The sequence below is a fragment of the Nocardia sp. CC213A genome (genome assembly GCF_030766805.1).
GTDB classification, from domain to species: domain Bacteria; phylum Actinomycetota; class Actinomycetes; order Mycobacteriales; family Mycobacteriaceae; genus Nocardia; species Nocardia otitidiscaviarum.
This window is the reverse complement of sequence record NZ_JASFXA010000009.1, coordinates 265,255-289,811: the sequence shown is the minus strand read 5'-3', so window position 1 is coordinate 289,811 and position 24,557 is coordinate 265,255. Positions and strand designations below refer to the sequence as shown.

The window sequence follows — 24,557 nt, the reverse complement described above, 5'->3', positions numbered from 1 at the left end:
ATCGACCGAGCCCCCTTCGGCATACTCGACCGATATACACACGCCCGACTCACTTCACGAAAGGCCACAGCCGGTGCGAATATTCGGCCTCTCCATCGTCGTCACGATCCTCTCCCTGATCGTGGCGTTCGCGTACGGCACCCAGGGTGCCATGGGCGGACTGAAGGCGCTGGCACTGTGCGCCATTCTGGGCATCCTCGAGGTGTCGCTGTCCTTCGACAACGCCGTCATCAATGCCACCGTCCTGCAACGGATGAGCGAGTTCTGGCAGAAGATCTTCCTCACCATCGGCATCCTCATCGCCGTCTTCGGCATGCGTCTGGTCTTCCCCCTGGCGATCGTCTGGATCACCGCCGGTCTCAGCCCGGTACAGGCGTTCGATCTGGCGCTGAATCCGCCCGCCGACGGTGCGCTCACCTTCGCGGACGGCAGCCCCAGCTACGAGAAGCTGCTGACCGACGCACATCCACAGATCGCCTCCTTCGGCGGCGCGTTCCTGCTGATGCTGTTCCTGAACTTCATCCTGGAAGAGCGGGAGATCACCTGGCTGAGCTGGCTGGAGCGTCCGCTCGCCCGCCTCGGCAAGCTGGATATGCTCGCCGTGGTGCTGGCCCTGGTCGGCGTGGTGCTGACCGCGGAATTCGTCTCCGACGAGGCGCACCGCTCGACCGTGCTGCTGGGCGGCATCCTCGGCATCGTGACCTACGTCGTGGTGGACGGCCTCGGGTCGCTGTTCCACACCGAGGAGATGGTCGAGGAGGCCGAGCACTCCTCCGGACCGTCCGGGCTGGCCAAGGCCACCGGCAAAGCGGGCTTCTTCCTGTTCCTCTACCTGGAGGTCCTGGACGCCTCGTTCTCCTTCGACGGTGTCATCGGCGCGTTCGCCATCACCTCGGATCCGATCATCATCGCGCTGGGCCTGGGCCTGATCGGCGCCATGTTCGTCCGCTCCATCACCGTGTATCTGGTGCGCAAGGGCACCCTGTCGGAGTACGTGTACCTGGAGCACGGCGCGCACTGGGCCATCGGCGCGCTGGCGTTCATCCTGCTGATCTCGATCGGCGTGCACGTCAACGAGATCATCACCGGCCTCATCGGCGTCGCCTTCATCGGCGCGGCCTTCATCACCAGTGTGCTGCGCAATCGGCGTGAGGGTGAGCCCGAAACAGTGGGTGACAAAGAAGTCACGCCGGTAGGCTGAGTCTCGCCTATCCATCGACTTCCCGCACCCGCCAAGCACATTCGGCGCGGCGGGTGCGGGAAGGTCATGAAATCCCTGAGGGGGGATGCGGTGTGAACCAGTCCAAGGTCACGCTATCCAAGGCCACGCCGTCGGTGAACCTCACCAAGCCCGGCGACAGCCAGGGCGCCATGCGCGTCAATCTCAATTGGTCGCAGGGACGCAAGCGGGGGTTGTTCAAGCGTTCCAGCGCAATCGATCTCGACCTCGGCTGCCTTTACGAACTGGCCGACGGCACCAAGGGGGTGGTGCAGGCCATCGGCAACAACTTCGGATCGCTGGACGCCGCACCGTACATCAGGCTCGACAGCGACGACCGCACCGGCGCGGCCACCGGCGGCGAGACCATGCACATCAATCTGGCACGGCCCGAGGTGTTCCGACGCGTCCTGATCTTCGCCTTCATCTACGAGGGCGTGCCGAACTGGGCCGCGGCCGACGGGGTGGTGACCCTCTTCCCGACCGACGGTCGCGAGATCGAGGTGCGGCTGGACTCCCCGGTGGACGGGGCCCGGTCCTGCGCGGTGGCGCTGTTGAGCAGCAGCGGCGGCGGGCTGACCGTGCACCGGGAAGTCAACTATGTCAACGGGAATCAGAGCGCCGTCGACCGCGCCTACGGGTGGGGCATGGACTGGCAGCCCGCGCGCAAATAACCCCGCCGCACCCCTGCGCCGAGTCGCGGACCGCCGCGCGACAGCCAGGTCCGGACATCGCCGCGCGCCGAGTCAGTGCGAGACGGGCACCAGATCGCGACGCTCACCGGGGAACGGATCGGATACGGCGCGGCTGCCGCGCGGTGCGGCCCGCAGGAAGGCGACGAAGAACACCACCAGCAGGGCGGCGCGACCCCAGACGCCGAACTGCACGATGTTCTCCTCCACCTGCGCGGTGTAGCCGGAGCCGAGCGCGTAGAAGTACCGGAAGACGCCGATGCCGATGGCGGCGTCGGCCAGCAGGTAGCCCGCGACCGCCGTCCACGGCACCTCGAGCAGCACCAGGAACGGAATCAGCCACAGGGTGTACTGCGGTGAATGCACCTTGTGGAACAACAGGAATCCACACAGCATGGCGCCGCTCACGCCGATCCACGGATAGCGGCCCGTGGTGGCCTGCCGCTTCCAGCCCAACCAGATGGCCAGCGCGAAGGAAGCCAGCACCAGTGCGGGCGAGGCCAGCGACACCACGTCCTGGAAGGCGCGCTCGGCCTCCAGGTCCGGATCGAACAGCGGCCGCAGCCCCCAGTACCAGATGGAATTGGTGGTGATGTCGGCCTGCCGCAACTGCTGGAAGGTGATCGACGCCCGCCAGCCCTCGTAGCCGGCCAGGGCGAAGGGGAGATTCACCGCCACCACCGTGCCGACGGCCGCCGCGACGACCGCGACCGCGCCGCGCACGTCGTAGCCGCGCACGCTCCGGCCGGTGACCATGACGTGGACGGCCAAGGGCAGCACGAAGATTCCCGGATACAGCTTCAGGCAGAACCCGAGCCCCAGCAGCACCGCCGCCGCGATGCCCCGGGTCCGCATCGAATACCGTGTCGGCACCGTCATGACGTAGACCGCGGCAACGGCCGTGCAGACCACGGGCAGTTCCCAGTTGTGGAAGGCGTAGAGCACCAGCGGCGGTCCGGCGGACCAGAGCAGCGCGGCCGAACCCGACAGTCGGCCCAGCATCCAGGCGGTCAGCAGGGCGAAGGGAGCCAGCAGCAGCGCGGAGTGCAGCAGGAAGGCCGCGTCGTCCTGCGCGCCGAGCGCCCCGAGCCACATCAGCAGGCCGCTCAGCACCGGATATTCGACCGCGCCGCCGGTGAGCATGCCGTCGGCGGTGATTCCGCCCGACAGGTACGGGAACACGTGCTCGTTGATATCGCGTCCCAACCAGAGGAACTGGATATCGGAGTAGCAGACGTCGGAGTCCTTGAGCGTGTCGAAGACGGTGCTGCGACCGTCGGCGGTGAACGGGCCGCCGGCGCAGCGCGCCTTGTTCAGATACGCCAGCACCAGGGTGACCCCGCACACCAGCACCGAGGTCAGCGCCATTCCCAGTCTGCCCGCGCCCCCGAGACGGCCGACGCTGCTCTGGTCGGCGACCGGCTCGATGGCGGCGGGTCGGTTCGGCATGGCCCCCACCCTAGGCCGCGCATCATCGACCGGCCGCCCCATCCCACCGGAACTTTCTCCGAAGCCGCCCCCCGCACGGCGCCCGCGCCGGACCCATGTACCCTTGTCGGGTTGCTGACGCAACGAACCCTCCTGCCCACGGACCGTCCGTGGGCCGTTCCTAGTCCACAGGAGGTGATGAGGTCCGTGCGTCATTATGAAGTGATGGTTATTCTCGATCCGAGCCTGGACGAGCGCACCGTCGGCCCGAACCTGAACAACATGCTCAATGTTGTGACGGCCGAGGGCGGCAAGGTCGACAACGTCGACATCTGGGGTCGCCGCCGCCTGGCTTACGAGATCGCGAAGCAGAGCGAAGGTATCTACGCGGTGGTCAACCTGACCGCCAATTCGGACACCGTGAGCGAGCTCGATCGCCAGCTGGGTCTGAACGAATCGGTGCTGCGCACCAAGGTGCTGCGCCTCGACAAGAAGTAAGTCCAGTCCTCCAGCACGTGTGCTCGTAACTGTCTGTGCCCGCCTCTAGGCTGAGCGCAACAGCGAGTGCACTGCGGACTGCACCGGAGAGCAGGAGGAATAATGGCCCAAGGCGACACGGTCATCACCGTCATCGGAAACCTGACGGCTGACCCCGAACTTCGATTCACGCCCGCGGGCGCGGCCGTCGCGAACTTCACCGTCGCGTCGACCCCCCGTGTGTTCGACCGTAATACCAATGAATGGAAAGACGGCGAAGCGCTTTTCCTGCGCTGCAACATCTGGCGTGAAGCTGCGGAGAATGTCGCCGAGAGTCTGACCCGGGGCTCACGAGTGATCGTGAGCGGACGACTCAAGCAGCGCTCCTTCGAAACCCGCGAGGGTGAGAAGCGCACGGTCGTCGAACTCGAGGTCGACGAGGTCGGTCCCTCCCTGCGGTATGCCACCGCGAAGATCAACAAGACCACCCGTGGCGGTGGCGGTGGGGGCGGCTTCGGCGGCTCCGGCGGTGGCGGCAACTTCAACAACTCCGGTGGTGGCGGTGGTCGGGGCGGCCAGCAGCAGAACGCTGGTGGCTCCGGCGGCGACGACCCTTGGGGTAGCGCGCCCGCGGCCGGCTCCTTCGGGGGCGGGCATATGGACGATGAACCGCCGTTCTAGACAACGGCATCGGAGCCTCCGAGAGGTGAGGCTCCCGAAATTACGGAGTAGATGACCATGGCCAAAGCACCGGCGCGTGAAAAGGTGCTGAAGAAGAAGGCTTGCTCCTTCTGCAAGGAGAGCAAGTCCGGCATCGTCAAGATCGATTACAAGGACACGACGATGCTCCGCAAGTACGTCTCCGACCGCGGCAAGATCCGCGCGCGTCGGGTGACCGGCAACTGCGTGCAGCATCAGCGCGATATCGCTGTCGCCGTCAAGAACTCGCGTGAGGTCGCCCTGCTGCCTTACGTGTCCACGGCTCGCTGAGAAGGGAAGGCACAGCAATGAAGTTGATTCTTACTGCTGATGTGGACAACCTCGGTGCGCCCGGCGACACCGTGGAGGTCAAGGACGGCTACGGCCGCAACTACCTGCTGCCCCGCGGGCTGGCCATCGTCGCCACCCGTGGCGCCGAGAAGCAGGTCGCGGGCATCCGCCGGGCGCAGGACGCCCGCAAGGTGCGCGACCTCGACCACGCCAACGAGCTGAAGCAGGCCATCGAGGGCCTGGAGTCGGTCTCCCTGTCGGTCAAGACCGCGGGCACCGGCAAGCTGTTCGGCTCGGTCACCACCGCCGATGTCGCCGCCGCCATCAAGGCGGCCGGTGGCCCGGTCGTGGACAAGCGCAGCATCGAGCTGCCGAAGGCGCACATCAAGAACACCGGCAAGCACGGCGTCGTGGTGCACCTGCACCCGTCCGTGGTCGCCAAGTTCGACCTCCAGGTGAACGCCGCGGAGTGAGCTGGACGCGCTGACGTCTCGATCGGAGGCCATCTTCATCGCGAGGGTGGCCTCCGATTGATTTGCCCGCTGATGGCTTTCGGGTGTTAACGGTGTTCATCGGGGCGGTCTCCCATTTGCCGATCCACAGCGGTTGTCGCCCTGGGGATTACCGGTCGAAACCGACCCCTCTCGTTGTGTCACACGACACATTTCGGAGGGATGCCGTTCACCCAACACGCCCGAATGTTCATGTCCAGCGACACGCCGTACCGAATTGATCCACAGTTGCGCACAGTGCGAATTGCAACACTGCCTGCGGATTGATCTATTCGGCCCCGGTTTCTCCCCAGGTGATCCACAGGGGGTGCACAACAGCTGGTGAACAATGCCCACGTTATCCCCAGATCTGTGCACAGCTCGGTTTGTCGGGTGCCCGGGCACTCGCCTACGTTCGCTTCGGTGTCGTGACCGCAGCCCGGTGACGACGTGATCTCACGTATCCAGCGCTCGGCACCACGAGTTTGCCGACGCGCACTCGCAACGCCGCGAAGCGTCCCGAAACATGTCGGTGCGCAGGCGTACAACGAGTCATCGAAGGTGGTTGGAGATGAGAGAGGACGGTCGAGTCTGATGGCAGTCGTCGACGACCGCGGCCACGAGGAGCAGGGCCCGTCCTACGAGCCGCCCGGTGAGGACTTCGGCCGCCAGCCGCCGCACGACATGGCCGCGGAGCAATCCGTCCTCGGCGGCATGCTGCTGTCCAAGGACGCCATCGCCGACGTGGTCGAGGTGATCCGTCCCGGTGACTTCTACCGCCCCGCCCACCAGGCCGTCTACGACGCCATCCTGGATCTCTACGGCCGCGGCGAACCCGCCGACCCCGTCACCGTCTCCGCCGCCCTGGACCGCCGCGGCGAACTCAAACGCATCGGCGGCCCCCCGTACCTGGTCACCCTGACCCAAACCGTCCCCACCGCCGCCAACGCCGGCTACTACGCCGAGATCGTCGCCGAGAAGGCCATCCTCCGCCGCCTGGTCGAAGCCGGCACCCGCATCGTCCAGTACGGCTACGCGGGCGCCGACGGCCAAGACGTCGCCGAGGTCGTGGACCGCGCCCAGGCCGAAATCTACGAGGTCACCGAACGCCGCTCCACCGAGGACTTCGCCCCCCTGGAGGAAATCCTCCAGCCCACCATGGACGAACTCGACTCCATCGCCTCCCGCGGCGGCATCTCCCTCGGCGTCCCCACCGGCTTCACCGAACTCGACGAAGTGACCAACGGGTTGCACCCGGGGCAGATGATCATCGTCGCGGCGCGGCCCGGCGTGGGCAAGGCACTCGCCCTCGATACGCCGCTGCCGACGCCGACCGGGTGGACGACGATGGGTGAGGTCCGGGCCGGGGACGACCTGCTCGATGCACAGGGCCGCCCCACACGCGTGGTGGCGGCCACCGAGGTCATGCGCGACCGCCCCTGTTACGAGGTGGAGTTCTCCGACGGCACGGTGATCGTCGCCGACGCACAGCACCAGTGGCTCACCGAGACCCGCGCGTCCCGCCGGGCGGCACAGGCCACCGCAGCCGACCCCAGCCGCGATCAGCGCACCGTCGCCGCGGTCCGCACCACCGCGGAGATCGCCGACACGCTCCGCTGCGACACCGCGGACCGGCGACTCAACCACTCGGTACCGAACACCGGGCCGCTACAGTTGCCGGAACGCGATCTGCTGGTTCCGCCGTACACGCTCGGTGCATGGCTCGGCGACGGAAGTTCGGCCTGCGCCCAGCTGACCACCGCCGATCCCGAGATCATTCTCCGCATCGAGAACGAGGGAATCGTCACGGTGCAGTCGGAATCGGCTCCCCTGCGCTACAGCCTGCAATTGCCTGCGGCAGATCCGGTTCCGCCTCGCGAATGCATCGTGTGCGGAGCAGAATTCGTGCCGTTCACCAGCCAGGTCCGCACCTGCGGCGGCAGAGTGCGGTTCGTCTCCGCAACTGTCCCCGGCCCCACCTGCCCGCAATGCGGCGGGCCATCCATCGGTCTGCGGCTGTGCCAGTCCTGCCGAAATGCCATCGGGACGCTACAGGCGCGGCTGCGGACGATCGGGGTGCTGGGGGACAAGCACATTCCGCTCGAGTACCTGCGCGCCTCGGAGAGCCAGCGGCGGGCACTGCTCGCCGGATTACTCGATACCGACGGCACAGTCACCAAGGGTGGTTCCGTCCAATTCAGTGTCACCAATGAGCGTCTGGCCCGCGATGTTTCGGAACTGATCGTCAGCCTCGGCTACCGCTGCCAGCTATCCACCAAGTCGGTCCGGGGTCGCACCGAGCAATCCTCGACCGCCTACACCCTGACCTTCGCCACCGAGGACGCGGTGTTCGGGCTCAGCAGGAAAGAACTGCTGCACAAACAGCGTCGTGGCGCGAAGAACACCGCTCGCTCCGGCTCACGCTTCATTGTCGACGTCCGACCGGTAGCGAGCGTCCCCGTCCGGTGTGTAGAGGTCGACAACGTCGACCACCTATACCTCGCGAGCCGTTCGATGGTCCCGACCCACAACTCCACCCTGGGCATGGATTTCATGCGGAGCTGCTCGATTCGGCACGGCTTGGCGAGTGTCATCTTCTCGCTCGAAATGAGCCGGACCGAAATCGTCATGCGTCTGCTGTCCGCCGAGGCGAAGATCAAGCTGGGCGATATGCGGTCGGGGCGGATGAGTGATGACGACTGGGCGAAGCTGGCGCGGCGGATGAGTGAGATTTCCGAATCGCCGCTGTTCGTGGATGATTCGCCCAACCTCACCATGATGGAGATCCGCGCGAAGGCGCGTCGTTTGAAGCAGCGGCACGACCTACGCCTGGTAGTTGTGGACTACCTCCAGCTGATGACCTCCGGCAAGAAGGTCGAATCCCGGCAGCAGGAAGTCTCGGAATTCTCCCGAAGCCTCAAGCTGCTGGCGAAGGAACTCGAGGTTCCGGTGGTCGCGATCTCCCAGCTGAACCGTGGTCCGGAACAGCGAACGGATAAGCGGCCGATGGTGTCCGACCTTCGTGAGTCCGGCTGTCTCCCGGCGTCGACGCGAATCCTGCGAGCAGACACCGGAAATGAAGTCACGCTGGGCGAACTGCTGACCAGCGGCGAACAGCCACTGGTGTGGTCGCTCGACGAGCGCATGCGCATGGTCGCGCGTCCGATGGTGAAGGTGTTCCCCAGCGGCCGGAAAGAAGTCTTTCGCCTGCGCCTGGCCTCCGGCCGCGAGGTCGAGGCGACCGGCAATCACCCGTTCCTGACCGTGGATGGGTGGATCCCCCTGGAAAAGCTCGCTGTCGGCGACCGCCTTGCGACCCCACGTGTCGTTCCCGAACCGGTGCACACCGAGCGCATGGCGGACGCGGAAGTGATCATGCTCGCGCACATGATCGGTGACGGCTCCTGTGTGAAGGGGCAGCCGATCCGATACGCCAGCATCGATGAGGAGAACCTCGCCGCGGTGAGCACCGCCGCAGCGCATTTCGGCATCACGCCCGTCCGCGACGAGTATGCCGCCGCCCGGGTGACGACGCTGCGCCTGCCCGCGCCGTACCGCCTCACACACGGCAAGCGCAATCCGATCGCCGCATGGTTGGACGAACTGGGACTCTTCGGCCTCCGCAGCTACGAAAAGTTCATCCCGCAGCGCATTCACACGCTACCCAACGATCAGGTTGCACTGTTCATCCGGCACCTGTGGGCAACCGATGGTTCGGTGCGATGGGACGTGAAGGGACGCCAGGCCCGCATCTATTACTCCAGCACCAGCCGTCGACTCATCGATGACCTCGCGCAACTGCTGCTCCGCGTCGGTGTCCACGGACGCATCAGGCAGGTCCGCAAACCGGGCTACCGTGACGGCTGGCACCTCACCATCGACGGCGCGGACAATCAGACAATCTTCCTGAAGAACATCGGCGTTCACGGTGCCAGGGGAACAGCCGCTGAGGCGGCGCTGCTCGAACTCGAGCCAATGACTCGAAACACCAACGTAGACACGGTACCCAAGGAGATCTGGAACAAGGTTCGCACCCTGCTGGCCACCAAGGAGATCTCACATCGCGAGTTCCAGGCTGCCATGGGCTCCCGCTTCTGCGGTTCCACCATGTGGAAGCACTCCCCGAGCCGTTCTCGCCTGGCGCGCGTCGCCGACGTCTTGGACGACGCCGATATCGAGATGTTCGCGACGAACGACGTCTTCTGGGACCGCATCGTCGAGATCACCAGCCTCGGCGAGCAGGACGTCTACGACGGCACCGTTCCCGGCACACACAACTTCGTGGCACAGGGGATCGCCGTCCACAACAGCCTCGAACAGGACGCCGATATGGTCATCCTGCTGCACCGCCCCGACGCCTTCGAACGGGACGACCCGCGCGGCGGCGAGGCCGACCTCATCCTCGGCAAGCACCGCAACGGCCCCACCGCGACGATTACCGTTGCGCACCAGCTGCATTTGAGCCGGTTCGTGGATATGGCACGCGGCTAACGCGTTGTTGTTGTTGTAGGGTCTCACGCCGCGCTTCATGATCTCACGATCAACTTCAGGTCGACTTCGTATATGAAGCGGTTGTGAGACGGGCAGCCAAACTGCCCCGACGACTTACTGCGCGCACGCGCGGCAGCAGAGGTAGCCCACATCGACGCTTTAGCAACGCAATACAGCCACAGATACGCACTCGTTCCGCTGCTGAGCTCTGAGTGACCACCACCCTCAGTTCCAAGCCCAACCCGGCCTCGTGGTGACAAGATGGCTCGTGTGAGCGATAGCGCCTGGGCCAAAGCTGCGGTGCTCGATGCATGCTTCTTCGGCGATGGCCGCCTCAATATCGGCGGTATCCAACGTCTGGCCGCTGGTCTCGCAGCGCGCGACGCCGAGCTGTGGATTCCAGAAGTTGTGATGCTGGAGTTTGCAGTGCATGCCTGGGAAGACCTGAGGTCGCAGCGTCAGATGCACAAGAGGTTGCGCCGGGCAGGCCTTGCCGAGGACCCACCGCTCTCAGACCTCGACAGTGCGCAGATCGCCGACAAGCTGCGCAAGACATGCGCCGGCATTCCGAACGTCATCGTCATCGGGTTGACCGGAGAATCAGCAATGGCTGGCCTGCGTGATCAGATCCTGGGCACCGGTCCCGGCTCTGTGAAGACCGGCGTGCGTACTGGTGCCGCCGATTCCGCCTGGGTGCGCGGTGTCCTCGACCGGGCCGGCAACGAGCTGCGGTCCGTCGTCTTCCTCAGTGGCAACGAGGCCGATGTGGTGAAGACCGTGCTGACGCTCGGCCACGCGAAGAGCGATATACGGATTTGGAAGCAATCCGGCGCGGCACTCGAACAAGAGATGCTCGACAAGTTCTTCGGCCCAGCGCCTGCCCCACCTCCGCCTGTTGAGCAAATCGACGTGGTCGCGGTGCTCGGGATCGTCGCTGCGTCGCTGCAGAGCGACTATGAAGAGGCGTGGAAGGCCTACGATCGTCATGGGCCGCCCCCGGAATGGATCGACATCGTCGACGTCAGCATCGGCAGGGATCATGACTGGGGCGAGGACGCCGAGATCGAAACGATGATGGATCCCGAAGCCGAAGTCGCAGCCGGTGTGGAGCTTGTTGACGTTGCAGTGATGGACGTATACGCCACCGACGAGGACGGAACCGGCGTGATGGTCGACTACACCGTGCGTCTGCTCGCCGATGTCCGAGTCGAAGGCCAGAAGATCGATAACGATGGCAACGGATACTGGGACTGGGTGATTCTGCGTGACCGTCTGTTGACCGTGCCTTACACCGCAGAGCTCCGCGACGGTGCCCTGCTCGACATTACCCAGACCGGCCCAGCCGAAAACGACACCGCATCACCACGTTTCGATGACAATTTCGATGCCTATCAGTGGCTCTACACAGAGGAACTGAGCGAGTGGCAGCACATCACCGTCCATCCCCTCGGCGATGATCTCGACCTACCAAAGATGTTCGAGCTGCGAGGCCCAGGTGGGCGGGTCGAAAAGGCGGAATTGGTTCACCCAGCTGACCTCATTGAGGACTGGACACTGGAGTTTGAGACAACGGGCGCAAGCATCAACTCTACTTACGACCACACCGCCCGAGCCGCGCTGGGTCGTCATGACTCGTTCGACGTCTTCCCACCCGCCTCGCTAAGCAGCAGTACTCGCCAAGCACGAGGATCGTCGTCGCAGCCTTACTCAGCGTTGGCCCAGGTGTGGGCGTTCCTCATGGGAGCATCAGGAGGTAGGTAACACCACAGATTTGAATGGAGCAGCGCGCAAGTGGGCCGTCCCCAATGAATGAGACCACTTGGCATTAGAGTCCTGTTTGGCCTGATGGGGGCCGAGAAGGGACACTGATCGACATGGCAGGACGCAAGCGGCATTCCGCGGAGGACATCGTGCGGAAGCTGCGCCGTGCCGACGAGCTGACCGCCGCCGGTAAGACCGGCGAGGAAGCCGCCGCCGAAATCGGGATATCGGCAGCGACGCTGTACAACTGGCGCCGCCAGTACGGCGGCGTGGACACCGACGCCGCCAAGGAACTCAAGGAGCTGCGCGAGCAGAACGCCCGCCTCAAGCGGCTGCTCGCCGACGCCGAGCTGGAGAAGGACGCGCTGCGGGAGATCGCTCGGGGAAAATTCTGAGCCCAGCCACCAAGCGTCGCGCCGTGGACATGCTTCGCGAAGTCAAGAGCATGTCGGAACGGTTCGCGTGCAAGGTCGTTGGGCTGAATCGGTCGACCTATCGGCGGCTGCCGATCAAGGACACCCCGACCGATCCGGACGCCGGTTTGCGGGCCTGGCTGCGCTCCTACGCGGTCAAACACCAAGGCCACGGGTTCCGCCGTGCCTGGGCGGCGCTGCGGTTCGACGAGGGCAGCGATGTGAACATCAAGAAGGTCCACCGGCTCTGGCGTGAGGAGGGTCTGCAGGTTCGTGAACATCACCCGCGCAAACGGGCCGGGGTCTCCTCGGTTCCACCGGTGGAGGCGGATGCGCCGAAGGTGGTGTGGGCGTTGGATTTCCAGTTCGATTCCACCACCGACGGTCGGGCGGTGAAGATCGCGTCGATGATCGACGAACACACCCGTGAATCGCTGTTGCACGTGGTGGAACGCTCGATCACCGCCGAGCGACTCGTCGCCGAGCTGGACAGGGCATTCGCGGCGGCGGGAGGTCCACCGAGGGTGTTGCGGATGGACAACGGTCCGGAGTTCATTTCCGTTGCCCTGCAACAGTTCTGCACCGATCGGGTCGGGCTCTTCTACATCCCGCCCGGCACGCCCTGGAACAACGGGTTCGTCGAATCGTTCAACCGCCGGCTGCGGGCCGAGTGCCTCAACCGCAACCACTGGACCAGCCTGCTCGAGGCCCGGGTGGTGATCGGCGATTTCAAGGCCGACCATAACCATCGGCATCGGCATTCGGCGCTGGGCTACCTGACGCCGGCCGAGTACGCTGCGGCCTGCACCCACACCCACCACCCAGTGGGCTGCGGGACCAACTGAACACGGAACCTCGCCCTCGACGATTCCAGGGGGAAGGCAAAAGCGTTGGCGGGGATCGTGACTGCAATAACAGAAACTGATCCCGCCCGGGCGATACGGATCGCTGCACAGGCCGAAGCCCTCACCGACACCATCACCGACGAACAACCTTCACCGGCAATCTGTTTGCCGAGGACGGGGTTCACCACCCGGCGTCGCACAGCACCGGACAGATTACGAGCTCCTGCGTCGAGTATCCCATTGGACTGACGACGACATAGAGCGGGAACAATCAATATCTGCAGGTCATGAAGTTCACCCAAGTTACACGCTTGCAGAAGGGTTCTCAGAGATTCTGTTATGTTTCGATTTCAAGGAGGCCTAGTTGGAGAAGGAAGATATTCCCCACTATCTTGAGATGTGGAAGAAGACAATTGAAGTGCAGCAGCATTTCAACGATATTGAATGGCGCATACGCGGACTCGCCATGACTGTTCTAACGTTTGCCTTCGGCGCCGCCGCAGTTGCCGCGAAGGACAGCACTGCAGTGAAGGTCTTTGGCCACTCGGTTCAACTGTCTTTTATTGTACTGTTCCTGGGATTTGTGTTATGGATGTCCTTCTATTTCGTCGACAAAGTCTGGTATCACCGCCTGCTGACTGGCGCCGTACAACACGGCCTCGATCTTGAGCAGCAACTCAGAACCCATCTTCCACAAGCGGGCCTGACCGGACAGATCGGGAAGAGTAGCCCGCAGGAGGTTCGGTTTTTCTTCGCATGGAAGAAGGAAGTGCACTCGACCGGGAAGCTCCGCCTCTTCTACACCATCGGGGGCGCAGCGCTGCTTATCGCGGCCATCGCACTCCAACTCGGATCGGACTCGCCCCCTTCTCATACACGGGCCGAGACACCAACGTCGATGGCCCGTCAATCATAGGATCGGCCACTACACCACACGATGCCCCTTCGAATCGTAGAAGAAGCCCGGAACCCGGTTCGCCGGCCTCAACGATGAGTCAGGAGTGTCGTAGGAATCGAAGGGTTCTCGACACAACGAGGGATGAACGTCGGTTCATTGTGCCGAGCACTCGCCGAAGTCGCTCGGACACAACAGAATCGGGTAGGTTGGGCGGCGCGTCCGGGCGTTCTCCGGCCGCCGTTTCCTGATACGCAAGGAGTTTCAGATGCGCGTACTGCGCGGAGTCCTCGTTGGTGCTGTTGTCGGCGCCGCGGCCCTGGCCGGTGCGGGGGCCGCTGCCGCTGCCCCGCTGTCGCTCGAACCGCACGCTCCGGCGGCGACCGAGCAGATCGCGAACAACTGCCAGACCGTCATCCACCCGCTGGCGCAGTTCTCCTGCATCCTCAGCAGCCTGTCCGGCTAGGTGCGATGCGCGACCGGTCGCGGGGGACCGGTCGCACCCGTTCGTGTGGCGGAGGGTGATCGGATGCGCGAGAAGCCTTGGTAATCGAGGTGCAATCGACCAGCATGGTCGATATGGATGCCAGGGTGGCGCGGTTGTTGGATGCGCATGCGGCGGCTGGGCGGTATGTCGAGGTCGGTGGGGTGCGGACCTTTGTGCGGGATGTGGGGGCGGGGCCGAGTGTGCTGCTGCTGCACGGGGTTCCGGTGTCGAGCTATCTGTGGCGGCATGTGCTCGGGGAGTTGGCGGGGCGGGGGTTTCGGGGGATCGCGCCGGATCTGCCGGGGTTGGGGTTGTCGGAGCGGCCGGTGGAGTTCGATTACAGCTGGAGTGGGCTGGGGCGGCATGTGGGGGAACTGATTCGGGGGATGGGGTTGGAGCGGGTGCATCTGGTGGTGCACGACATCGGCGGGCCGGTGGGGTTCGAGGCGGTCGCGGCCGATCCCGGGCGGATCGCCTCGCTGACCGTATTGGATACCGTGGTGGCGGCGGCGTCGTTTCGGAAGCCATGGTCCATGCGGCCTTTCGAGGTACCCGGGGTGAATCGGATGTGGTTGGCGGGAGCGCGGGGGCCGGTCTTCCGTGCGCTCATGCGGCGCATCGGACTCGCCGCCGACACCTCGGTCACCGGCGCTGAGATCGACGTGCATCGGGCACTGCTGACCCGCGGAGACGGTGGACGGGCGTTCCTGCGGATCATGCGGTCGTTCGAGACGACACCGGAGAAGGAGCGCCTGTACCGAGGGGTGCTCGGTGCGGACGAATATCCGGTGCAGGTGGTGTGGGCTCGCGATGATCCGGCGCTGACCTTGACCAAGCATGGGCGGCAGGCGGCGGAGGCAGCCGGACTGGCGGCGCCGGACGTGGTGGCGGGCAGGCATTTCTTCCCCGAGGACAGCGCCTCCGCGATCGCCGACCGGATTGCCGCCCTGGTCGAGCGGGCGCAATCCTGAGATCGGCGAACGCGGGTCAGTCGAGCACGGCGTATGCCTCGACCTCGACGAGCACGTCGGGCTCGAAGAGGTAGTCGACGCCGATGGCCGAGACGGGCGGCAGCGGTCGGGGGATGCCGAGTTCGTCGGTGACGCGTTCGATGCCCGCGACGAACTCGTCGTACTTGTCGGGGGTCCATCCGGTGACGAAGAAGCGGAGGCGGACCACGTCGGCGAAGGTGGCCCCGGCACCGGCCAGGCCGCGCGCGGTATTGCGCAGGGCCTGTACGAGCTGTCCGGCCAGGTCACCGGGCGCCACCGGATTGCCGTCGGCGTCGCGGGCGATCTGGCCGGCGACGTGAATGTGGCGGGACCCGGTACCGATCGAGACGTGGTGGTACGGAACGGGCGTGAACATGCCGGGCGGGGTGAGCAGCTGCACTGTCACGGATGATCCCTTCATTGTCGGAGTAGGTATCCGATGTCTACCTGGTACTCGAAGGGAACTTCAACGAGACTAGGTGGCATGCAGGAAACCACCCCCTCCGGCACGGACGCCCCGCAGCTCACCGACCAGCACCGTGAGCTGCTCGATCAGATGCTGGACAAGTGGTCGCTGCAGATCATGGACGCCCTCTGCGGAAAGTCGCTGCGCTTCAACGAACTTCGCCGCGCCATCCCGGTGGTGACGCAGAAGTCGCTCACCACCGCCCTGCGCCGCCTGGAGCGCAACGGCATGGTCGAGCGCGTGGTGATCGGCACGCGGCCCGTCGCGGTCGAATACCGCATCACACCACTGGGAAAATCGTTGCAGGGCCTCATCGACGCCCTGCTGCACTGGGCGACCGTCACGCTGCCCGATGTCGAGCGCGCCCGCGCCCGCTTCGACGACGAGGTGCTGGCAGAGCACCAACGAGCGGGCACCGCGCGGCCGTTACCCGAAAGGTAATCGCTCCCAGGGCCATCCGCGTGCAACCATCGGTGAGACGAACAAGATCGACCGGAGGATGCCATGTCTGCCTACGTAATCGCCCATCTGCGTGATGCCACTCCACATCCGGATATCGCCGAGTACATTGAGCGGTTGCCGGGGACCTTCGCGGAGTTCGGGGGGCGCTACCTCGTGCACATGAAGGAGCATGAGGTGAAGGAGGGGAGTTGGCCCGGGCACGTGGTGATGATCGGGTTCCCGGGGATCGAGGAGGCGCGGGCGTGGTGGGATTCGCCCGCTTATCGGGAGATCGCGCCGCTGCGGTCGCGGCATATCGAGGGGGACATCATCATGGTGGAGGGGGTGCCCGCGGACTACTCGCCGACCGCGGCGGTGCGGGCCATCCGCGAGAGCCTGGCGGGCGGGTAGCGCGGCCGCCCGTTCGCCGGGATCGCACCGGCAGCCGTATCCGCGCATCGAGCCCCGCCCTTCCCGGGCGGGGCTCGATGCCGTGCACGGCTCGCCGGACTATTTCCCGAACGTGCCCTTCACCTTGTCCACGACGTCGCCGACCGCGTCCTTGATGTCCTCGGCGGCGTCCTTCAGCCCGGCGGAGAGCTGGTCGGCCTTGCCCTCGCCGCGCAGTTCGTCGTCACCGGTCACGTCACCGGCGGCTTCCTTGGCCTTGCCGGTGAGGTCCTCGGCCTTGTTGCTGATCTTGTCACTCAGAGACATCGAAACCTCCGTATCGAGTGTTTGTGCCCGGATTCAGGCACCGATATGAGGACACTGGAGGCACGGGAACGTCACTCGGCTAACGATGAGACAACGGTCACGGATACTGGAGCGTGATGTTTTCGAGATAGCCGTGTCCTGATTGGTGAACGGTGAGGAGGCGTGGTGACCCCGACGGATGCGGCACATGCGGCAGAACTCGACGATGCCACCCTGGTGAGTCGGGCGCGGGACGGCGATGTTCGTTCCTACGAACAGCTAGTCCTGCGCTATCAGGGGCCGATGTTCCGGTTGGCGGCGAAGATGCTGGCGGACCGGAGCGAGGCCGAGGATGTCGTGCAGGAGGTCTTCCTGACGGCGTGGCGACGGATCGGTCAGCTACACGACGATGCCGCGTTCGCGGGGTGGCTGTACCGGGCGACCACGAACCGGTGCCTGAATGTGCTGCGGGCCCGTCAGCCCGCGGCGGATGTGGATCCGGACAGCACGGTGTCACCACGTCACGACATCCGACCCGAGCACGCGGTGCAGGTGAACAGCCAATTGGAGGCGCTGACGGCGGCCTTGCAGCAACTGACGCCGGAGCAGCGGGCGTGCTGGCTGCTGCGGGAGGTGCACGGCCGCTCGTACGAGGAGATCGGCGACATCGTCGGTGCGAACGTCACGGCGGTCCGCGGGCGCATCGCCCGGGCCCGGGTGCAATTGGCGGAGGTGATGAAGGCATGGCGATGACGGATGTAACCGATACCGACGAGGACTATCTGCTGCCCTGTGGGCGCGGCATGGAACAGGTGTGGCGGCGGCTGGACGCCGTGCAGTCGGGCAACGCGGACGCGCACGAGGCGCGCTGCGCGGACTGCCGGGCGGCGCGGGAGAGTCTGCTGGCGCTGCGCGAGGCCACCCAGGAGCTGATCGACGAACCGGAACCGACACCGCCGGACCTGTTCGGCCGGATCATGTTCGCGGTGCGCGCCGAGGTGCGGCGCGGGCAGACGCTGGAGCTGCCCACCGACCTGCCGGGCACGGTGGAGGTGAGCGAGCAGGCGGTCGCGGTGGTGATCCGCTACGCCGCCGACAGCGTTCCGGGGGTGCGGGCGCGGCGGTGCCGGATGCGCAGTGTCGGCACCGGGCCCGACGGCGCGAATATCGTGCGGGTGACGCTGTCCATCGCGGTGCGCATGCGCGGCGGCAGCCTGGAGGGCATCGTGCCGCTGGTGCGCCAGCGGGTGGCGGCGGCCGTCTCGGCGCGCGCGGGCCTGCTGCTCGGCCGCCTGGATGTCACCGTCGACGACGTCTACCAGGAACGAGACCGATGACGGTGGACGCGGAACTCGTCGTCTCGGACGCGGTGGTGGCCGCGGTGGCCGCGCGCGCCGCCGCGTCGGTGCCGGGGGTGGCACGGCTCGAGCCCGGCCTGCGCGGTCTGGTGGTGGGCTGGGCGCGCCTGGGCAAGCAGCTGCTGATCGGCCAGGAGTCGGCGGCTTCGGAGGGGGTGCGCGTGCAGCGCACGGCCACCGGCGGACTCGCCGTCCAGGTGGACCTGTCCCTGGGAGCCGAAAGTCGTGCCGCGACCGTGGGCGCGGCGGTACAGCGGGCGGTGGTCGACACCGTCCGGGAGCAGACCGGAGTCACCGTCGACGAGGTGTCGGTGACCATTCTCGATATCGAACCGGGGGCACTGTGACCGCTGCGGCGGAATTGCTGGAAGCGATCGTCGAGGCGATCGAGGCGACGGATGGGTTGCGCCCGGTCGCGCCGTTCGGTCTCGACGCGGTGACCTGGCTGCCCCGCGGCGGCCGGGCGTATGCGGTCGATCTGACGAAGGAGGTCGTCGAAATCCGGGTGGCGGCAACCGCTTTGCCGCTGCGCCCGCTGGTGGAACGACTGTCCACCGCGGTGCGGGCGCTGTTGCGGGACACCGCCTGGGCCGAGGCGGCTATCCGCGTGGTGGTCGCCGAACTCGACGCCGCGGCTTTCGGCGACGACGCAGTTACCTAGATCACGGACAGCGGGCGTGAGCTTGTCGCACTCCCGGTGTCGAACCAGTACGGACACGTTGTTCCGCTGCACTACAACCAAATTCAGGAGGAAGACATGACCGGAACCAGCACCGAGAAGTCGACCGGCAAGACCGCCGCCGACGGCCAGGACACGGCCGTGCGCAAGGCGGCGAATGATGATGCGCTGGTGACCGATCAGGGCACCACCACCATCGGCGACATCGTGGTGCAGAAGATCGCCGGACTCGCCGCCCGCGAGGTGCGCGGCGTGCACGCGCTGGGCGGCGGCGCGGCCCGCGCGTTCGGCGCGATCCGGGACCGCATTCCGGGCGCGTCGGCCAGTGTGGGCCAGGGTGTTTCGGTGGAGGTCGGTGAGAAGCAGGCCGCCGTCGATCTGGAGCTGGTGGTCGAATACGGCGTTTCCATCGCGGAGCTGGCGCGTGCGGTGCGCCGCAATGTCATCACCGCCATCGAGCAGATGACCGGCCTCGAGGTCGTCGAGGTGAATATCAACGTCAACGACGTCTACATTCCCGGCGACGACGATGACGAGTCGCCCGCATCCAATCGCGTGCAGTAATCCCATCCGCCCGCAGCTGAGGAGACGCACATGAACGCCACGACGATCAGTCTCGCCGTCGGTATCGCGCTCGGGTTCGCCATGGCCTTCGGCGGATTCGGCGCGTTCGCCATCGTGTTGGTGTTCGCCGGGCTGGGCCTGCTGGTCGGCCGCTGGCTCGACGGCGCGATCGATCTGGCCGGCCTGATCCGGTCGGCACAGGATCGGAGCCGGCGGTGACCGCCGCGGTCGCGCTCGAACTGCCCGGCACCACCACCGTTTCCGAACGGGCGGTGCGCCGTCTGGCGGCGCACGCGGCCACCGAGGTGGACGGGGTGGGGTCGCAGGTCGGCGTGGACGCCGATGTCACCTCCGATGCCGCCGCCCTGCGGGTGCGCCTGCCGGTGCGGTATCCGCTGCCGGTGGCCCGCATCGCCGAGTCCTGCCGCGCGCACTTGATCGCACGGGTCGGCGAACTCGCGGGCCTGAGGGTCACCGGCGTGGATATCGAGATCTCCGCCATGGAGCTGGAACCCGCCGCTCCCGCTACCGAGTCGGCGCGCCGGAGGGTGCGGTGATCCGGCGGCCGCGGCGGGTGGGCACGGCGGTGGTGGTGGCGCTGGCGCTGCTGGCGCTGGCGGTGGCCGTCATCGTGTCGCTCGTCCAGCGGCTCACGGGCAGTGGGGAGTTCGTCTCCTACGACAGCGTCGCCGCCCGACTGCACGACACCGAGTGGGGTGACGTCGTGGTGCTCGCCGCGGGGGCGACGGTCGCGGCGATCGGGCTGCTGCTCATCGCCCTGGCCGCGATTCCCGGCCGCGCGGTGGTGCTGCCACTGCGCACCGTGGACGGCAGCGACGCCGGCATCGAGCGCCGCAGCCTGCGCACGGCGCTGCACCGTTCCGCCGCCGGGGTGCAGGGGATCGAGAGGGCGCGGGTTCGGGTGCGCGGCAAGGGGGTGCGGGTCTCCGCGGCCTCGAATCGCGTGGATATCAGCGAGTTGCCCGATACCGTGCACGCGGCCCTAGCCGACACGCTCGATCGCATTGCCCCGCGGCATCCCACGCGGGTGCGCGCCCGGTTGCGTCCCGCCCGGACCGGAGGTTCCCGATGATCACCGTCAACCGCCCGGCTCGCCTCAACCGATCGCTCATCGCCGTGGTCGGCGTGCTGCTACTGGCCGCGGGCGGCTATCTGATCGCGGCCCAGCGCGGCTGGGTGGGCTGGGTGGATCGCTCGCAGCCGCTCACCCCCGGCGCCGCCGAACCGCCCACCTGGGTGTTCTACGCGGTCATCGCGGGTGCGGCGGTGCTGGCACTGCTGTGTCTGCGCTGGCTGAGCGTGCAGTTGTTCCGCCTGCCATCAGCGGTGACCTGGCAACTGGCGGAGGCGAAGTCAGCCGGGCGGACCACGCTGTCCTCGGCCACGGCGGCGCGCGCGGTGGCGGCCGATATCGAATCCTTCGACACCGTGGCTTCGGCCGCCGCGTGGCTGTCCGGACCGGGCCGGGCGCCGGAGCTGCACCTGGTGGTCACCGCCACGCCGGAGGCCGACCTCACCGAGTTGCGGCGGCGCATACTCGGCGAGGCCGTGGCCCGGCTGCGGGAGGCGCTGGAGGTGGGCGTGATTCCGGTGACCATGGAACTGCGCCTGTCCGACGACGAGGCCCGCGTGCGCTGACATCGACCACTCACATCGGGGTGATGGTGGGCCGCGCAACGGATTCCGTGCGCGGCCCACCGCTCAGCCCGGCAGGTCGCTGATCGAGGCCGACTCGTTGCGCGACAGCGTGATACCGAGATTGGCCGCGGTACGGTCGATGTCGTCGTCGTCCTGGGAGTGCATCTCGATGGCGGCACCGTCGGAGGACAGTACCTCCACGTTCAGGCACAGCGACTGGAGTTCCTTCAACAACACCTTGAACGATTCCGGCACGCCGGGTTCGGGGACGTTGTCGCCCTTGACGATGGCCTCGTAGACCTTCACGCGGCCGACCACGTCGTCGGACTTGATGGTGAGCAGTTCCTGCAGCGTGTAGGCCGCGCCGTAGGCCTGCATGGCCCAACATTCCATCTCACCGAAGCGCTGACCACCGAACTGCGCCTTACCACCGAGGGGCTGCTGGGTGATCATCGAGTACGGGCCGGTCGAACGCGCGTGGATCTTGTCGTCGACCAGGTGGTGCAGCTTCAGGATGTACATGTAGCCCACGGCCACCGGGTACGGGAACGGCTCACCGGAGCGGCCGTCGAACAGCGTCGCCTTGCCGTCCGGACCGACCACGGCGTCGCCGTCGCGGTTGGGACGGGTGGAGGCGAGCAGTCCGGCGAGTTCGTCCTCGCGCACGCCGTCGAAGACCGGTGTGGCGAGTTTGGTGCCCGGGTCCGCCGACAGCAGTTCCTCGGGCAGCCGGTGTGCCCATTCGGGCCGGGTGCCGTCGACGGCCTGAATGTTCCAGCCCGCCTTGCCCACCCAGCCGAGATGCGTCTCGAAGATCTGACCGATGTTCATACGACGCGGGACACCGTGGGTGTTGAGGATGATGTCCACCGGGGTGCCATCCGGCAGGAACGGCATATCCTCCACGGGCAGGATCTTGCCGATCACACCCTTGTTACCGTGGCGACCGGCGAGCTTGTCACCATCCTGGATCTTGCGCTTCTGCGCCACGTACACCCGCACCAACTCGTTGACACCCGGCGGCAGATCGTCATCGTCATCACGGGAGAACACCCGCACACCGATGACCTTGCCCGACTCACCGTGCGGCACCTTCAACGACGTGTCACGGACCTCGCGGGCCTTCTCACCGAAGATCGCCCGCAGCAACCGCTCCTCCGGCGTCAACTCGGTCTCACCCTTCGGCGTCACCTTGCCCACCAGAATGTCACCGTCACGCACCTCGGCACCGATCCGCACGATGCCCCGCTCGTCGAGGTCGGCGAGCACCTCGTCGGAAACATTCGGGATATCGCGGGTGATCTCCTCGGCACCGAGCTTGGTGTCCCGCGCGTCGATCTCGTGCTCCTCGATGTGGATCGAGGTCAGCACGTCCTCCTCCACCAGGCGCTGCGACAGGATGATCGCGTCCTCGTAGTTGTGACCCTCCCACGGCATGATCGCCACCAGCAGGTTCTTACCCAGGGCCATCTCACCGTTCTCGGTGCACGGACCATCGGCGAGCACATGACCGGCCTCCACCCGCTGACCCTCGTCCACGATCGGACGCTGATTCGCGCACGTGCCCTGATTGGAACGCTCGAACTTCCGCAGCCGGTAGCTGCGGCGGGTGCCGTCATCGTGCATGACGGTGATGAAATCGGCCGAAACCTCCTCCACCACACCGGTTTTCTCGGCGAGGATGACATCACCGGAATCGACCGCCGCCCGCGCCTCCATACCGGTGCCCACGAGCGGGGCCTCGGACCGCAACAGCGGCACCGCCTGCTTCTGCATGTTCGCGCCCATCAGGGCGCGGTTGGCGTCGTCGTGCTCGAGGAACGGGATCATGGCGGTCGCCACCGACACCATCTGGCGCGGCGAGACATCCATGTAGTCGACCTCGGCGGTATCGACGAGTTCGACCTCGGAGTTCTTGCGCCGCACCGCGACTCGACCGGCGAGGAAGCGCCCGGACGCGTCGAGCCGTTCGTTGGCCTGCGCGACGACGTGCAGATCCTCCTGGTCGGCGGTCAGATAGTCGACCTCATCGGTGACGATGCCGTTGACGACCTTGCGGTACGGCGTCTCGACGAATCCGAACGGATTGATCCGCGCGTACACCGAGAGATAGCCCATCAGACCGATATTGGGGCCTTCGGGCGTCTCGATCGGGCACATGCGGCCGTAGTGGCTGTAGTGCACGTCGCGGACCTCGAGGCTGGCACGATCGCGGGACAGGCCACCCGGACCCAGCGCCGAGAGCCGACGCTTATGAGTCAGGCTGGCGAGCGGGTTGCGGTGATCCAGGAACTGCGACATCTGCGAGGTGCCGAAGAATTCCCGGAGCCCGGCCACGACGGGGCGGATATTGATCAGCGACTGCGGTGTGATGGCCTCGACGTCCTGGGTGGTCATGCGCTCGCGCACCACACGTTCCATGCGGGAGAGGCCGACACGAAACTGGTTCTGGATCAGCTCGCCGACCGTGCGCAGGCGACGGTTGCCGAAGTGGTCGATATCGTCGACCTCGACCGGCACCTCCACGCCGCCCGGTCCGGTCATGACCTGCTCGCCCCGGTGCAGGCGCAGCAGATATTCGATGATCGCGGCGATATCGGCCTCGGTGAGCACTCCCGGACGCTGGGCCGCGTCGGCGCCGGTGCCGATGCCGAGTTTCTTGTCCACTTTGTAGCGGCCGACGCGGGCCAGGTCGTAGCGCTTCTCCCGGAAGAAGAGGTTCTCCAGCAGGTTCTGCGCGGACTCCTTGGTCGGCGGTTCGCCCGGCCGCAGCTTGCGGTGGATGTCGAGCAGCGCCTCGTCCGTGCCCGGTGTGCCGTCCTTGGCCAGCGAGGTCATCATGATCTCGGAGAAGCCGAACCGCTCCTCGATCCGCTCGCCGGTCCATCCGAGCGCCTTGAGCAGCACGGTCACCGGTTGCCGCCGCTTGCGGTCGATGCGCACGCCGACGGTGTCGCGCTTGTCCACGTCGAACTCCAGCCACGCACCGCGCGACGGGATGACGCGGACGCTGTGCAGCGTCTTCTCGCTCGCCTTGTCGATGGTCTCGTCGAAGTAGACCCCGGGGGAGCGGACCAGCTGTGAGATGACGACGCGCTCGGTGCCGTTGATGACGAACGTGCCCTGGTCGGTCATCAACGGAAAATCGCCCATGAACACCGTCTGAGACTTGATCTCCCCGGTGCTGTTGTTGATGAACTCCGCGGTCACGAACAGCGGCGCCGCATAGGTCATATCCTTGTCTTTGCATTCCTCGACGGAGGTCTTGATCTCCTCGAAGCGCGGCTCGGAGAGCGTCAGCGACATTGTCGCGGCGAAGTCCTCGATCGGGCTGATCTCCTCGAGCACCTCCGCTAAACCACTCGTGACCAGCCACTCGAACGAATCGGTCTGGATACCCAACAGGTCCGGAACCGCCAGCGGCTCACGGATTTCGGCGAACGATACTCGACTCGACATTTACATCCCCACAGTCGTTCGGATTTCGAGATCTGGACGGTTCTTCCCCGGAAA

At 66.1% G+C, this 24,557-nt stretch carries 26 protein-coding genes and 1 pseudogene; 23 read left to right on the top strand and 4 right to left on the bottom strand.

Annotated elements, in window-relative coordinates; genetic code table 11:
* Positions 1 to 73: 73 nt before the first annotated feature.
* Together QJS31_RS19170 and QJS31_RS19165 are read left to right on the top strand one after the other, a co-directional pair.
* Entirely contained in the window at positions 74 to 1,201 is a 1,128-nt protein-coding gene (locus QJS31_RS19170) for a DUF475 domain-containing protein (RefSeq protein ID WP_282781430.1), read from the top strand.
* Between the two features lie 92 nt (positions 1,202 to 1,293).
* Entirely contained in the window at positions 1,294 to 1,893 is a 600-nt protein-coding gene (locus QJS31_RS19165) for a Tellurium resistance (RefSeq protein ID WP_282781428.1), read from the top strand.
* Positions 1,894 to 1,965: 72 nt separating this feature from the next.
* On the opposite strand, the gene QJS31_RS19160 is transcribed toward QJS31_RS19165, so the two are convergent.
* On the bottom strand, positions 1,966 to 3,279 hold the full coding sequence (locus QJS31_RS19160) for a glycosyltransferase family 87 protein (RefSeq protein WP_282781436.1): 1,314 nt from the start codon (positions 3,277 to 3,279) through the stop codon (positions 1,966 to 1,968).
* A gap of 267 nt (positions 3,280 to 3,546) precedes the next feature.
* On the opposite strand from QJS31_RS19160, the gene rpsF reads away from it, so the two are divergent.
* From rpsF to QJS31_RS19110, 10 genes are all read left to right on the top strand, one after another.
* The gene (rpsF, locus tag QJS31_RS19155) at positions 3,547 to 3,837 is read left to right on the top strand and encodes a 30S ribosomal protein S6 (protein ID WP_081592823.1); all 291 of its coding nucleotides are present in this window, start codon (positions 3,547 to 3,549) and stop codon (positions 3,835 to 3,837) included.
* Between the two features lie 102 nt (positions 3,838 to 3,939).
* Positions 3,940 to 4,497: a single-stranded DNA-binding protein gene (locus tag QJS31_RS19150; protein WP_282781426.1), complete on the top strand. Its 558-nt coding sequence runs from the start codon at positions 3,940 to 3,942 to the stop codon at positions 4,495 to 4,497.
* 57 nt (positions 4,498 to 4,554) lie between these two features.
* Positions 4,555 to 4,806, top strand: coding sequence for a 30S ribosomal protein S18 (gene rpsR, locus QJS31_RS19145; protein ID WP_029930203.1), 252 nt, complete (start codon positions 4,555 to 4,557; stop codon positions 4,804 to 4,806).
* Positions 4,807 to 4,823: 17 nt separating this feature from the next.
* On the top strand, positions 4,824 to 5,279 hold the full coding sequence (gene rplI, locus QJS31_RS19140) for a 50S ribosomal protein L9 (protein ID WP_029930204.1): 456 nt from the start codon (positions 4,824 to 4,826) through the stop codon (positions 5,277 to 5,279).
* A gap of 612 nt (positions 5,280 to 5,891) precedes the next feature.
* A complete protein-coding gene (locus QJS31_RS19135; protein ID WP_306357297.1) occupies positions 5,892 to 9,788 on the top strand; it encodes a replicative DNA helicase in 3,897 nt (1,298 codons plus the stop codon).
* 270 nt (positions 9,789 to 10,058) lie between these two features.
* Entirely contained in the window at positions 10,059 to 11,549 is a 1,491-nt protein-coding gene (locus QJS31_RS19130; protein ID WP_282781422.1) for a hypothetical protein, read from the top strand.
* A gap of 113 nt (positions 11,550 to 11,662) precedes the next feature.
* Positions 11,663 to 12,807 (top strand): IS3 family transposase gene (locus QJS31_RS19125; protein WP_306357296.1). Its coding sequence is split into 2 segments (ribosomal slippage): positions 11,663 to 11,939 and positions 11,939 to 12,807, totalling 1,146 coding nucleotides; the frame shifts between segments, so codons are not numbered across the junction.
* Between the two features lie 364 nt (positions 12,808 to 13,171).
* Complete coding sequence (locus QJS31_RS19120) at positions 13,172 to 13,723, top strand: hypothetical protein (RefSeq protein ID WP_282785715.1); 552 nt, start codon at positions 13,172 to 13,174, stop codon at positions 13,721 to 13,723.
* 247 nt (positions 13,724 to 13,970) lie between these two features.
* Positions 13,971 to 14,168, top strand: a complete 198-nt coding sequence (locus QJS31_RS19115; protein ID WP_306357295.1) for a hypothetical protein — start codon at positions 13,971 to 13,973, stop codon at positions 14,166 to 14,168.
* 113 nt (positions 14,169 to 14,281) lie between these two features.
* A complete protein-coding gene (locus QJS31_RS19110) occupies positions 14,282 to 15,160 on the top strand; it encodes an alpha/beta fold hydrolase (RefSeq protein ID WP_282785717.1) in 879 nt (292 codons plus the stop codon).
* 16 nt (positions 15,161 to 15,176) lie between these two features.
* On the opposite strand, the gene QJS31_RS19105 is transcribed toward QJS31_RS19110, so the two are convergent.
* Complete coding sequence (locus tag QJS31_RS19105) at positions 15,177 to 15,587, bottom strand: RidA family protein (RefSeq protein WP_282785718.1); 411 nt, start codon at positions 15,585 to 15,587, stop codon at positions 15,177 to 15,179.
* A gap of 78 nt (positions 15,588 to 15,665) precedes the next feature.
* On the opposite strand from QJS31_RS19105, the gene QJS31_RS19100 reads away from it, so the two are divergent.
* A complete protein-coding gene (locus QJS31_RS19100) occupies positions 15,666 to 16,088 on the top strand; it encodes a helix-turn-helix domain-containing protein (protein ID WP_282785719.1) in 423 nt (140 codons plus the stop codon).
* Positions 16,089 to 16,151: 63 nt separating this feature from the next.
* The gene (locus QJS31_RS19095) at positions 16,152 to 16,499 is read left to right on the top strand and encodes a DUF1330 domain-containing protein (RefSeq protein WP_282785720.1); all 348 of its coding nucleotides are present in this window, start codon (positions 16,152 to 16,154) and stop codon (positions 16,497 to 16,499) included.
* A 99-nt stretch (positions 16,500 to 16,598) separates the two neighbouring features.
* Here the strand turns inward: QJS31_RS19095 and QJS31_RS19090 are convergent, their stop codons facing one another.
* Entirely contained in the window at positions 16,599 to 16,805 is a 207-nt protein-coding gene (locus tag QJS31_RS19090) for a CsbD family protein (protein WP_282785721.1), read from the bottom strand.
* Positions 16,806 to 16,970: 165 nt separating this feature from the next.
* On the opposite strand from QJS31_RS19090, the gene QJS31_RS19085 reads away from it, so the two are divergent.
* From QJS31_RS19085 to QJS31_RS19045, 9 genes are all read left to right on the top strand, one after another.
* A complete protein-coding gene (locus QJS31_RS19085) occupies positions 16,971 to 17,537 on the top strand; it encodes an RNA polymerase sigma factor (RefSeq protein WP_306357294.1) in 567 nt (188 codons plus the stop codon).
* Complete coding sequence (locus tag QJS31_RS19080) at positions 17,528 to 18,121, top strand: Asp23/Gls24 family envelope stress response protein (RefSeq protein ID WP_306357293.1); 594 nt, start codon at positions 17,528 to 17,530, stop codon at positions 18,119 to 18,121. The genes QJS31_RS19085 and QJS31_RS19080 overlap by 10 nt, the downstream gene beginning before the upstream one ends.
* Positions 18,118 to 18,489: an Asp23/Gls24 family envelope stress response protein gene (locus QJS31_RS19075; RefSeq protein ID WP_306357292.1), complete on the top strand. Its 372-nt coding sequence runs from the start codon at positions 18,118 to 18,120 to the stop codon at positions 18,487 to 18,489. The genes QJS31_RS19080 and QJS31_RS19075 overlap by 4 nt, the downstream gene beginning before the upstream one ends.
* Entirely contained in the window at positions 18,486 to 18,803 is a 318-nt protein-coding gene (locus tag QJS31_RS19070; protein WP_306357291.1) for a hypothetical protein, read from the top strand. Before QJS31_RS19075 ends, QJS31_RS19070 begins: the two co-directional genes overlap by 4 nt.
* A gap of 96 nt (positions 18,804 to 18,899) precedes the next feature.
* A complete protein-coding gene (locus tag QJS31_RS19065; RefSeq protein WP_306357290.1) occupies positions 18,900 to 19,385 on the top strand; it encodes an Asp23/Gls24 family envelope stress response protein in 486 nt (161 codons plus the stop codon).
* Positions 19,386 to 19,415: 30 nt separating this feature from the next.
* Positions 19,416 to 19,604, top strand: coding sequence for a hypothetical protein (locus tag QJS31_RS19060; RefSeq protein WP_029930217.1), 189 nt, complete (start codon positions 19,416 to 19,418; stop codon positions 19,602 to 19,604).
* The gene (locus tag QJS31_RS19055; RefSeq protein WP_282786328.1) at positions 19,601 to 19,942 is read left to right on the top strand and encodes an Asp23/Gls24 family envelope stress response protein; all 342 of its coding nucleotides are present in this window, start codon (positions 19,601 to 19,603) and stop codon (positions 19,940 to 19,942) included. The genes QJS31_RS19060 and QJS31_RS19055 overlap by 4 nt, the downstream gene beginning before the upstream one ends.
* Positions 19,939 to 20,478, top strand: a complete 540-nt coding sequence (locus QJS31_RS19050) for a DUF6286 domain-containing protein (RefSeq protein WP_282786326.1) — start codon at positions 19,939 to 19,941, stop codon at positions 20,476 to 20,478. The genes QJS31_RS19055 and QJS31_RS19050 overlap by 4 nt, the downstream gene beginning before the upstream one ends.
* The gene (locus QJS31_RS19045; protein WP_282786324.1) at positions 20,475 to 21,044 is read left to right on the top strand and encodes an alkaline shock response membrane anchor protein AmaP; all 570 of its coding nucleotides are present in this window, start codon (positions 20,475 to 20,477) and stop codon (positions 21,042 to 21,044) included. Before QJS31_RS19050 ends, QJS31_RS19045 begins: the two co-directional genes overlap by 4 nt.
* A gap of 63 nt (positions 21,045 to 21,107) precedes the next feature.
* Here QJS31_RS19045 and QJS31_RS19040 read toward each other — a convergent pair.
* Positions 21,108 to 24,497, bottom strand: a pseudogene (locus QJS31_RS19040) (DNA-directed RNA polymerase subunit beta); the annotation flags it as partial.
* Positions 24,498 to 24,557 lie beyond the last annotated feature (60 nt).